The organism is Amycolatopsis sp. (assembly GCF_036008905.1).
Lineage (GTDB): Bacteria > Actinomycetota > Actinomycetes > Mycobacteriales > Pseudonocardiaceae > Amycolatopsis.
Genome location: NZ_DASYMU010000195.1, coordinates 1 through 10848, shown reverse-complemented (window position 1 = coordinate 10848; position 10848 = coordinate 1). Strand labels below are relative to the sequence as shown.

The 10848-nt window shown below is 66.7% G+C and carries 10 protein-coding genes and 1 pseudogene; all 11 read left to right on the top strand.

Going from position 1 to position 10848, the window contains the following annotated elements; all coding sequences use genetic code 11:
* A pseudogene (locus VGP60_RS32225) lies at nt 1-553 on the top strand (ABC transporter ATP-binding protein); the annotation flags it as partial.
* Between the two features lie 38 nt (nt 554-591).
* A complete protein-coding gene (locus VGP60_RS32220) occupies nt 592-1344 on the top strand; it encodes an ABC transporter permease (RefSeq protein ID WP_327551931.1) in 753 nt (250 codons plus the stop codon).
* 4 nt (nt 1345-1348) lie between these two features.
* Nucleotides 1349-2188, top strand: a complete 840-nt coding sequence (locus VGP60_RS32215; protein ID WP_327551930.1) for an ABC transporter permease — start codon at nt 1349-1351, stop codon at nt 2186-2188.
* Nucleotides 2185-3513: an MCE family protein gene (locus tag VGP60_RS32210; protein WP_327551929.1), complete on the top strand. Its 1329-nt coding sequence runs from the start codon at nt 2185-2187 to the stop codon at nt 3511-3513. The genes VGP60_RS32215 and VGP60_RS32210 overlap by 4 nt, the downstream gene beginning before the upstream one ends.
* Complete coding sequence (locus VGP60_RS32205; RefSeq protein ID WP_327551928.1) at nt 3510-4541, top strand: MCE family protein; 1032 nt, start codon at nt 3510-3512, stop codon at nt 4539-4541. Before VGP60_RS32210 ends, VGP60_RS32205 begins: the two co-directional genes overlap by 4 nt.
* Nucleotides 4538-5527 carry an MCE family protein gene (locus VGP60_RS32200; protein WP_327551927.1) on the top strand — a complete coding sequence of 330 codons (990 nt, stop codon included), beginning with the start codon at nt 4538-4540 and terminating at the stop codon, nt 5525-5527. The genes VGP60_RS32205 and VGP60_RS32200 overlap by 4 nt, the downstream gene beginning before the upstream one ends.
* Nucleotides 5524-6705 (top strand): MCE family protein, encoded by a 1182-nt coding sequence (locus tag VGP60_RS32195; RefSeq protein WP_327551926.1) that lies wholly within the window; start codon nt 5524-5526, stop codon nt 6703-6705. The genes VGP60_RS32200 and VGP60_RS32195 overlap by 4 nt, the downstream gene beginning before the upstream one ends.
* Nucleotides 6705-7916 carry an MCE family protein gene (locus VGP60_RS32190; protein WP_327551925.1) on the top strand — a complete coding sequence of 404 codons (1212 nt, stop codon included), beginning with the start codon at nt 6705-6707 and terminating at the stop codon, nt 7914-7916. Before VGP60_RS32195 ends, VGP60_RS32190 begins: the two co-directional genes overlap by 1 nt.
* Nucleotides 7916-9184: an MlaD family protein gene (locus VGP60_RS32185; RefSeq protein WP_327551924.1), complete on the top strand. Its 1269-nt coding sequence runs from the start codon at nt 7916-7918 to the stop codon at nt 9182-9184. Before VGP60_RS32190 ends, VGP60_RS32185 begins: the two co-directional genes overlap by 1 nt.
* 46 nt (nt 9185-9230) lie before the next feature.
* On the top strand, nt 9231-9782 hold the full coding sequence (locus VGP60_RS32180) for a hypothetical protein (protein ID WP_327551923.1): 552 nt from the start codon (nt 9231-9233) through the stop codon (nt 9780-9782).
* A 60-nt stretch (nt 9783-9842) separates the two neighbouring features.
* Nucleotides 9843-10814: a hypothetical protein gene (locus VGP60_RS32175; protein WP_327551922.1), complete on the top strand. Its 972-nt coding sequence runs from the start codon at nt 9843-9845 to the stop codon at nt 10812-10814.
* Nucleotides 10815-10848: the final 34 nt, after the last annotated feature.

The window sequence follows — 10848 nt, the reverse complement described above, 5'->3', positions numbered from 1 at the left end:
GTTCGGGCCCCGCGAGGTGCTGCTGACCAGTGAGGAGCCGGTCGTCGAGCAGTTCCTCAACGGCCGCCGCCTCGGCCCGATCGGGATGTCGGAAGAGAAGGACTCCGCGCAGATGGCGCGCGAACAAGCCGACGCCGACGCCGGGCATCTCGACGGCTCGCCGGGTGAGGACATCCGCGGTGTGGTGCCGCAGATCGAGCCGAGTCCCGGGCTGCCGGAGCGCCAGGGTGTCCGCCGTCGTAAGGACCGCGTGATGAGCATCATCCACACGCTGCTCCCCGCCGCGCAGGAAGGGATCATCGAGTCCCTCACCGACGAAGACCGCCGCCGCTACAACGTGCGGCCGCACATGCTGGTCGACGCCGGGCAGCGCAACTCCGTCCCGCCGCCCGGCAACCAGCGTCCCAACCCGGGCCCGCCGCCGAACCAGCACCAGGGCCAACTGCCCGTGGAACAGATCGCGCAGCTGCCCAACGCCGGGTGGCAGGGTGGTCCGGGACCGGGCGGATCCCACCGAACGCGACCGCGTGATCCGGGGCAGGGTGGCGCGTGAGCTCACCCGCTTCGCCGGCGAAGGTCCCCGGAATGGGCATGCTCCGGGAAACCGGGAACCTCTTCGCCCTTGCTCTCGACATCATCCGCGGGTTCTTCCAGCGGCCGTTCCAGCTTCGTGAGTTCATCCAGCAGTCGTGGTTCATCGCGAGCGTGACGATCCTGCCGACCGCCCTCGTCGCGATCCCGTTCGGCGCGGTCATCTCGTTGCAGTTCGGCTCGCTCGCGCGTCAGCTCGGCGCGCAGTCGTACACCGGCGCCGGGTCCGTGCTCGCCACCGTCCAGCAGGCGAGCCCGCTGGTGACGGCGTTGCTGGTCGCCGGTGCCGGTGGCTCCGCCATCTGTGCGGACATCGGCGCGCGGACGATCCGCGAGGAGATCGACGCGATGGAGGTGCTCGGCGTTTCGGCCGTGCAGCGCCTGATCGTGCCGCGTGTGCTGGCGATGATGCTCGTCGCGTTGCTCCTCAACGGCATGGTCAGCGTCATCGGCGTTCTCGGCGGCTACTTCTTCAACGTCGTCCTCCAAGGCGGGACCCCGGGCGCGTATCTGGCGAGTTTCTCCGCGCTGGCACAGCTTCCCGACCTCTGGGTCGGCGAGATCAAGGCCCTGATCTTCGGCTTCATCGCCGCGGTGGTGGCCTCTTACCGCGGCCTGCACCCCGCCGGCGGCCCGAAGGGCGTCGGCGACGCCGTCAACCAGGCCGTGGTCATCACGTTCCTCATGCTTTTCGTGGTGAACTTCGTGATCACGCTCATCTACCTGCAGGTCGTTCCTGGAAAGCTGGACTAGTCACATGTCTTCCTTCACCCAGGGCGCCAAGCGGCTGGCCCATCGCCCACTGGACACATTGGACACTCTGGGCGACCAGATGTCCTTCTACATCCGCGCGCTCGCCTGGACTCCGCGCGCACTTCGCCGCTACACCAAAGAAATCATGCGGCTGCTCGCGGAAGTCAGTTTCGGTTCCGGGTCGCTCGCGCTGATCGGTGGCACGGTCGGGGTCATGGTCGGCCTGACGCTGTTCACCGGTGTGCTCGTCGGCCTGCAGGGTTATTCGGCGTTGAACTCGATCGGCACTTCGGCGTTCACCGGTTTCCTCACCGCGTTCTTCAACACCCGGGAAATCGCGCCGCTGGTCGCCGGACTGGGCCTGTCCGCGACGGTCGGCGCCGGGTTCACCGCGCAACTCGGCGCGATGCGGATCTCCGAGGAGATCGACGCGCTCGAGGTCATGGGCGTGCCGAGCCTGCCGTACCTGGTGACCACGCGGATCATCGCCGGGTTCGTCGCGGTCATCCCGTTGTACGTGATCGGGCTGGTGAGTTCGTATCTGGCTTCACGGTTGGTCGTTATCTATATCTACAACCAGTCCGCCGGTACCTACGACCATTACTTCGACCTCTTCTTACCGCCACAGGATGTTCTCTATTCGTTCATAAAAGTCCTGATATTCAGCGTTCTGATTATTTTGTCGCATTGCTACTACGGCTACCGGGCCACCGGTGGGCCGGCCGGAGTGGGTGTGGCGGTCGGTAAAGCCGTCAGGCTGAGCATTGTCACGGTCTCGATCGTGAACTTCTTCATCGGTTTCGCCATCTGGGGAACCGACGTAACGGTGAGGATCGCTGGATGATTCGGCAAAGGCTGCTGGGCCTGTTGCTCGTCTGCATGCTCGTGGGCGGCATCGCGCTGAGTATCGCCTTGTACAACAAGTCCTTCTCGTCGTTCGTCACGGTGACGCTCAAGGCCGACAGCGTCGGCAACCAGCTGCTCAAGCAGTCGGACGTCAAGGTGCGCGGGCTGATCGTGGGCTCGGTCGGCGAGATCGCCGCGACGTCGGAGGGCGCCGAGTTGACGCTCAAGCTCGATCCCCAGTCCGCGCAGCTGATCCCGGAGAACGTCTCGGCCCGGTTCCTGCCGAAGACGCTGTTCGGTGAGCGGTTCGTTTCGCTGGAACTTCCGGACCAGCCCGCGACCCGCACCCTGCAGACCGGGGACGTCATCCCGCAGGACCGGACGACGAGCGCGGTCGAGCTGGAGCAGGCCCTCGGTCATCTGCTGCCGGTGCTCCAGGCCGTGCAGCCGCAGAAGCTGTCCAGCACCCTGACGGCCATTTCGACGGCGTTGCAGGGCCGCGGCAAGCCGCTCGGCGAGACGCTGTCCCAGCTGGGCCAGTACGTCGGTGATCTCAACCCACACGTCCCGCAGCTGGAGAAGGACCTGAAGGCGCTGACCACGTTCTCGGACAACCTCTCCGGCGCGGCGCCGGATCTGGTGCAGAGCCTCGACAACCTGAGCACGACCACGCGGACCGTCGTCGACCAGCAGCAGAACCTGTCGCTGCTCTACGGCAACCTGACGACGGCGTCCATCGACCTCAAGTCCTTCCTGGACGCCAACTCGAGCAACATCATCCGGCTCGCCGACTCGGCCAGGCCCACCGCCGAGCTGCTCGCGAAGTACGCGCCGGAGTATCCGTGCGTGATCGGTCAGATGGCGCAGACCGTGCCGAAGATCGACGAGGCACTCGGCAAGGGCACCGACCACCCGGGCCTGCACGCCACCATCGAGATCACCACGACTCGCGGGCCGTACCTCGCCGGCAAGGACGAGCCGAAGTTCGAAGACAAGCGCGGTCCGAGGTGTTACGACATGAAGCAGTTCCCCGTGCCGTTCCCGCAGAACCCGCCGGACGGCCCGATCCAGGACGGCTCGACGCCGAAGGCGCCCGCCAAGTCGGTCAACGACGGGCTCCTGCCGTCGAACCTGGCCGCGAACGCGGGCGGGTACAACGGCAGCGGCGCCGCCGGTGGCAACCCGGCGAACAGCGCGGGGGAGAAGGACTTCCTGTCGCAGCTGATCGGACCGCAGATCGGAATGGACGCCGCTGACGTGCCGGGCTGGAGCAGTCTCCTGGTCGGCCCGCTGTATCGCGGGGCGGAGGTGACCGTGAAATGAGGGGTCTCGCTTCACCGCTGATCAAACTCAGCATCTTCATCGTCGTCACCGTGCTGCTCACGGCCGTCCTCGGCATCAGCATCGCGAACATCAACACGACGAGCACCAACAGCTATAAGGCGCGGTTCAGTGACGCGACCCTGTTGCTGGCCAACGACGACGTGCGCATCGCCGGGGTCCGGGTCGGGCAGGTCAAGGACGTCAAGATCGTCGACAAGCGCCAGGCCGAGGTCGAGTTCGAAGTGGACTCCGGCCGCAAGCTCCCGGCGGGTGTCACCGCGCAGATCAAGTTCCGCAACCTGGTCGGCCAACGCTACGTCTCGCTCGCCCAAGGCGACGGCGACCCCAACAAGATCCTCGAGCCCGGCGGCAACATCCCGCTGGAGCGCACGACGCCCGCGCTCGACCTCACCGAGCTGTTCAACGGGTTCAAGCCGTTGTTCACCGCGCTGAACCCCGAGGACATCAACAAGCTGTCCTACGAGGTCATCCAGGTCCTGCAGGGCGAGGGCGGCACGGTGGAAAGCCTGCTCGCGCACACCGCGTCGCTCACCACCACGATCGCCAACAAGGACAAGGTGATCGGCCAGGTGATCGACAACCTCAACTCGGTGCTCGACACCGTCAACGCGCACACCCCGCAGCTCAACGACCTCATCATCAAGCTGCAGCAGCTGGTCTCGGGACTGGCGCAGGACCGCAAGCCCATCGGGGACGCGATCCAGTCGCTCGGCACCCTTGCGGTGACGACGTCCGGCCTGCTGAGCGACGCCCGCGCACCGCTGAAGAACGACATCGGCGCGCTCGGCAAGCTGACCGAGAACCTCAACGACAACGAGGCGATCGTCGAGCACTTCATCCAGTTCCTCCCCGAAAAGGTGACCGCGTTGACCAGGACCGCGGACTACGGCTCGTGGTTCAACTTCTTCGCCTGTGAGCTCCAGGGGAGTGTTTCGTTGCCGCCGTTGATCAACGCGCCGATCGACCTCCCGCTACTGCCGGTCAACCGGGCCAGGTGTGGCGGATGAAAAGCTTCCAGAAACGCAATCCCGTCCCGATCGCGCTCATCGGCATCGTGGTGATCGTGCTGGGCATGGTGGCCGCGCTGAACTCCGAGGACCTGCCGGTCGTCGGTGGCGGCACGACGTACTCCGCCGATTTCAGCGAAGCGGCCGGGCTCACGACCGACAACGACGTGCGCGTCGCCGGGGTGAAGGTCGGGAAGGTTTCCGACATCGTGCTCGACGGCGACAAGGTCAAGGTTTCGTTCAAGGTCAAGAACGCCTGGCTCGGCGACAAGACGAGCGCGGCGATCAAGATCAAGACGTTGCTGGGCCAGAAGTACCTGGCGCTCGACCCGCAGGGCGCGAAGAACCTCGACCCTGGCGTCACCATCCCGCGGGAACGCACGATGGCGCCGTACGACGTGCTCGACGCGTTCCGCGACCTGTCGACGACCGTGGACAACATCGACACCACTCAGTTGGCGAAGAGCTTCGACGTCATCTCGCAGACCTTCGCGAACACCCCGACCGACGTGAAGGGCGCGCTGAGCGGGCTTTCCCAGCTCTCCGACACCATCGCGTCGCGTGACTCACAGCTGTCGAACCTGCTGGCCAACACCCGCCAGGTGTCCCAGACGCTGGTGGACCGGGACGCCGAAGTGCAGAAGCTGCTCGACGACGGCAACAAGCTGCTTGACGAGGTCGGCAAGCGCAAGCAGGCGATCACCGCGCTGCTCAACGGTTCCCAGCAGTTGGCAACCCAGCTTCAAGGGCTCGTGGACGACAACGACGGGCAGCTGGACCCGGTGCTCAAGCAGCTCGACCAGCTGACGTCGATGCTCCAGCGCAACCAGGACTCGCTCGCCCAGGGCATCGAGAAATTCGCGCCGTTCATCCGGGTGTTCACCAACACCGTCGGCAACGGGCGCTGGTTCGACAACTACATCTGCGGTCTGGTGCTGCCCTCGTTCGGCCCGATCAACGAAGAGGGGTGCTACGCGAAACCATGACCAGCACTCGCTTGGGACAGACACTGACCCGTGGTTTCACCATCGCCATCGTGCTCGCGCTGGTGGTCGCCGGTGCGCTGTGGTGGACGCTGAAGGACGGCAACCGCAACCACCTGACCGCGTACTTCGCCGGCACTGTCGGGCTTTACGAGGGCAACAGCGTCCGGATGCTCGGTGTCGACATCGGCACGGTCGACAAAGTCGAGCCGATGGGCAAGCAGGTCAAGGTCGAGTTCGCCTACGACCGTGACGTCGCCGTGCCCGCCAGCGCACAGGCACTGATCATTTCGCCTTCGCTGGTCAGCGACCGCTACATCCAGCTCGCGCCCGCCTACACCGGCGGCCCGCGGATGACGAACAACGCCACGATCCCGCTCAACCGCACGCAGGTCCCGCTGGAGGTCGACGACCTCTACGCCAGCCTCTCGCGGGTCAGCGAGTCGCTCGGCCCCAACGGCGCCAACAAGAACGGCGCGCTGTCGGACCTGCTGAACACCGCCGCGAAGAACTTCGACGGCAACGGCCAGGCGCTCAACGACACGATCACCAAGCTCAGCCAGGCCGCGGGAACGTTGTCCGGTAACAAGGACGACCTGTTCGCGACGATCACGAACCTCGGCCAGTTCTCCACCACGCTCGCCAACAGTGACGGCCAGGTGCGGAAGTTCGAGCAGCAGCTCGCCGACGTCAGCGGGTTCCTTTCCGGGGAGCGCCAGAACCTGGCGGCCACCGTGCGGCAGCTCGGCACCACGCTGACCTCGGTGCAGGACTTCATCGAGAAGAACCGCGACCGGCTCAAGTCCAATGTGGACAAACTGGCCAGTGTCACGAAGGTGTTGGTGGACCAGCGAAGCGCGCTCGCCGAGATCCTCGACGTCGCGCCGGTCGGCCTCAGCAACGTGACCAACACCTACAACGCGTCGTCCGGCACGCTGGACGCCCGCGCGAACCTGAACGAGCTGACGCAGCCGCCGCTGGTGATGGTCTGCAACCTGCTCAAGCAGACGCCGAACGCGCTCGACGTGCTCGGGGACGCCTGCAAGAACGTCGCCGGGCTCGTCGACGGGCTGGTGCCGATCCCGTCGATCGCGCAGGTCATCGAGGCTTCAGGCCGGGGTGCCTTGCCCGCTCTGCCGCTGCCGATTTCCGGGCAGCTCTACGGAACGGCGGCCAAGTGATGCGCACCAAGGCCCTGATCGCGACGGTCGCCGTCGCCGCGTTGACGCTCGGCGGCTGCGGGTTCAGCGGGATCTACGACATCCCGCTTCCCGGCGGCGCCGACCTCGGTGACCACCCGTACACGGTGAAGGCGCAGTTCAAGGACGTCCTCGATCTGACCCCGCAAGCCGGGGTGAAGGTCGACGACGTGCCGATCGGCCGCGTCGAGAGCATCGGGCTGACCCCGGACGGCTGGAACGCCGAGGTCACCTTGCGGGTCAACGGGGACGTCAAGCTCCCGGCGAACGCGCTGGCCAACCTTCGCCAGTCGAGCCTGCTGGGTGAGAAGTACGTTCAGCTCAGCGCGCCCGCCACGGGCCAGGGCAACCTCGCCGACGGCGCGGTGATCCCACTCGACCGGACCAACCGCAGCGTCGAGGTCGAAGAGGTTCTCGGCGCGCTTTCGCTGCTGCTCAACGGCGGCGGGGTGGACCAGCTCAACACCATCACCAAGGAGCTGAACAACGCCACGGAGGGCCGCGAGCCGGACCTCAAGGCGTTGCTGAACAACGCCAACCAGCTCGTGACGAACTTGGACAAGCAGTCCGGCAACATCACCCGCGCGCTGGACGGCCTCAACCGGCTGTCGATGACGTTGAACGACCAGAAGGACAAACTCGTCACCGCGGTCGACAACATCGGGCCCGGGCTCGGCGTGCTGGAGCAGCAACGTGGCCAGTTGGTCACCATGCTCAACGCGTTGCAGAACCTGTCCGGGGTCGCGATCGACACCGTCAACAAGAGCAAGGTGAACCTCGTCGCGGACCTCAAGGCGCTGCTGCCGACGTTGCAGAAGCTCGGTGAGGCGGGTTCCGACCTGCCGAAGGCGCTCGAACTCCTGCTCACGTTCCCGTTCACGGACGCCGCGTACGACGGGGTCAAGGGCGACTACTTCAACCTGTACGCGAAGGTCGACCTGAACCTCAACGAGATCCTCGCGAACCTCGGCCGGAGCCGGCAGAACCCACTCGACGGGATCCTGCCGATCCCGGGCCTGACCGGTGGGGTCGAAGGGGCCCAGGCGAACCAGCCACCGCCGTTGCCGCTCCCGGGCCAGCTCTCGCTGCCGCTGCTCGGCGGCCAGCAGCAGTCGGGTGGGCAGGGCTCGACAGCTCCTCGTCAGACCGGTCCGGCCGGCATCTTGAATCTGCTCTCGGGGGGTGCTGGCTGATGTTGGTTCGCAAAACGCGGTTCCAGCTGGTGGCGTTCGTGATCATCTCGATCGTCGCCATCGTCTACGCGCTGATCCGGTTCGCCGGGCTCGGCGAGGTGTTCGGCCAGAACGGCTACACGGTCAAGCTGGAGCTGAAGGAGTCCGGCGGGATCTTCACCAACGCCGAGGTCACCTACCGGGGTTACAACATCGGCCGGGTCGGCGAGCTACGGCTCACCAAGACCGGGCTCGAAGCGGACCTCAAGATCGACCCGAAGGCGCCGCAGGTGCCCGACGACTTGCAGGCCGTGGTCGCCAACCGGTCCGCGGTCGGCGAGCAGTTCGTCGACCTGCAGCCCGCCCGCGACGGCGGCCCGTTCCTCGCGCAGGGGTCCGTCATCGCGGCGGACCACACCAAGACCCCGGTCAGCACCGAGCGCGTCATCGGCGACCTGGACAGCCTCGCGGCGTCGGTGCCCACCGATTCGCTGCGCACGGTCGTCGACGAGTCGTACAACGCGTTCAGCGGCACCGGGCCGGATCTGCAGCGGCTGCTGGACACCGCGCGCAGCTTCACCGAGACCGCGCAGCAGTACCTGCCGCAGACCGTCCAGCTGCTCGACGCCGGTGGCAAGGTGCTCAACACGCAGAACGCCGAGGCCGACAACTTCGCGTCGTTCAGCAAGAGCCTCAACGACCTCACCGGGCAGCTCAAGTCGTCCGACGGGGACATCCGCAAGCTGATCGACATCACGCCGAAGGTGGCCGACCAGATCAGCCAGGTGCTCGCCGAATCCGGCCCCGGCCTGGGGGCGTTGACGGCCAACCTGCTCACGACGTCGAATCTGGTCGTGACCCGGCTCGACGGGATCGAGCAGGGCCTGGTGACCTATCCGCTGCTGGCCGTCGGCGCGCAGACCGTCGCCCCCGGGGACGGCACCGCGCACCTCGGGCTCGCGCTGAACCTGTTCAACCCGCCGTCCTGCACCAAGGGTTACATCGGTTACGACGAGTATCGGCCGGGCAACGACCTGAGCCAGCGGGCCCCGAAGTCCGACGCGTATTGCGCCGAGCCCAAGGGCAGCCCGATCAACGTCCGTGGCTCGCAGAACGCGCCGTTCAACGGCGTGCCGGTGGTCCCGTCGGACCAGGAGGTCGCGGCGAACTCCGGCCGGTCGGCGCAGGAGCTCGCGGACGAACGGGCCATCAAGGGCGTGCCGGGTATCGCGGGCAGTCCCGGCGTCAGCCTCGCGAGCCTGGCCCAGCTGTTCGGACTGCCATCCTGACCTCGCTGAACAGCGAGCTGACATCCGTTATCTACCCTGGAGTGTTATGAGTTCCGACGAGACGACGGCCGGGCAGCCACCGCGCTGGGTGTTGCTCGGCTCGGCCGCCTTCGCGCTGGCCGCGCTGATCGCCGCCGCGGTGTTCGGCATCCAGTGGTGGGTTTCGGCCAGCGACGACAACGCCGCCCTCGCGTCGGCCCGTGAGGACGTCGTCCGCGTCGGTGGCGCGGCGGTCAAGGCGTACACCGAGGTCGACTTCGAGAACATGGACGCCTTCTTCGCGCGGCAGAAGGAGGTCTCGGACCCGAAGATGCGGGACCAGCTGACCTCGCTCGAGCCGACCTACCGCAAGTCGCTCGACACCGCGAAGACCAAGGTCAAGACCACGATCCAGGACATCGCCGTGGAAGAGCTCAACGATCACGAGGGCAAGGCCAACTTCCTCGCCGCCATCACCACCGACCTCACCCAGGGCGCGCAGCACAGCACGAAGTCGCTGCGGCTCGAGGTCCAGATGAGCAGGATCGACGAGAACGGCGGGCAGGTGTGGAAGCTGTCCGGTATCGGCGACGTCCCGCTCGTCGCCGCGGGCCAGTAGTCCCCGAGAACGGAGTTCGTTTTGCCCCCCTCCCGCCGTCAGCCCCGCTCGACCCCGCCGGTGCGCCGGCCCCGTGTGGCCGGGACCCGCAAGCCGTCCGGTGACGCCCCGGGCCCAGCCCCCAGGCCGAACCCCCGGCCGAACCCGTTCGACCCGGAGCCCGCCCCGCCGCCCGCCGACGAGACGCCCACAAGCGTGTTCCCCGCCGTCGAGGTCGCCCCCGCTGAGCCCGAGGCCACCGCGGACGCAAGCGCGATTAGCCCGCTAAACGCAGTTGAGGAGCCCGACGAGCCCGAAGCCGCCGAGCCGGACGCGAGCGCGTTTCGCGGGCTAAACGTTCCCGCGGCGTCGAAGCCGAGCCCGCGCCCGAAGCTGCGGGACGGCGGCATCCGCAAGCCGACGAACGTCGAAGAGGCCGAAGCCGAGGTCGCCGCCGACGAAGTCACGGCCAAGCCCTCGCTCGCGAAGAAGGCGTACCTGCTTCCGGCGCTGCTGGTCATCGTCGGCCTGCTGCTGGCCGGGGCCGCGGTCATCTTCAAGATCAACGCCAACGAGGTCTCCGCCGCCACCAGCAACACCGCGCTGCTCGACGTCGCGAAGACAGCCCAGGTCAAGGACCAGGTGTCGCAAGCCGCCGAGACGCTGTTCTCCTACGACTTCAATGACATCGCCAAGACCGAGAACGCCGCCAAGGACCTGCTCGTCGGCGACGAGGTCCGAGGCAAGTACGACAAGCTCATGGGCGAGGTCAAACGACTCGCGCCGACGCAGAAGATGATCGTGACGTCGAAGGTGACCCGCAGCGGCGTCATCCTGCTCAACGGCGACCTGGCGAAGGTCATGGTCTTCATCGACCAGAGCTCCACCCGCGCCGACACCAAGCAGACCTCTGCGGGCAGCGCCCAGCTCCACTTGAACGCCGAGCTCCAGGACGGCAAGTGGAAGATCACCGACATGGACACCTATATCGCGCCGTCGGCCCCCGCCGCCCCCGCGCCGTCCGCCCCCGTCTCCCCGGCCCCCTCGAAGTAGCCCAAACCGCCGAAAAGTGGCATGAACGGACCTT

Coding starts and splice junctions, on each gene's coding strand:
- VGP60_RS32220 (WP_327551931.1), top strand. CDS start 592: ATGCTCCGGGAAACCGGGAACCTCTTCGCCCTTGCTCTCGACATCATC.
- VGP60_RS32215 (WP_327551930.1), top strand. CDS start 1,349: ATGTCTTCCTTCACCCAGGGCGCCAAGCGGCTGGCCCATCGCCCACTG.
- VGP60_RS32210 (WP_327551929.1), top strand. CDS start 2,185: ATGATTCGGCAAAGGCTGCTGGGCCTGTTGCTCGTCTGCATGCTCGTG.
- VGP60_RS32205 (WP_327551928.1), top strand. CDS start 3,510: ATGAGGGGTCTCGCTTCACCGCTGATCAAACTCAGCATCTTCATCGTC.
- VGP60_RS32200 (WP_327551927.1), top strand. CDS start 4,538: ATGAAAAGCTTCCAGAAACGCAATCCCGTCCCGATCGCGCTCATCGGC.
- VGP60_RS32195 (WP_327551926.1), top strand. CDS start 5,524: ATGACCAGCACTCGCTTGGGACAGACACTGACCCGTGGTTTCACCATC.
- VGP60_RS32190 (WP_327551925.1), top strand. CDS start 6,705: ATGCGCACCAAGGCCCTGATCGCGACGGTCGCCGTCGCCGCGTTGACG.
- VGP60_RS32185 (WP_327551924.1), top strand. CDS start 7,916: ATGTTGGTTCGCAAAACGCGGTTCCAGCTGGTGGCGTTCGTGATCATC.
- VGP60_RS32180 (WP_327551923.1), top strand. CDS start 9,231: ATGAGTTCCGACGAGACGACGGCCGGGCAGCCACCGCGCTGGGTGTTG.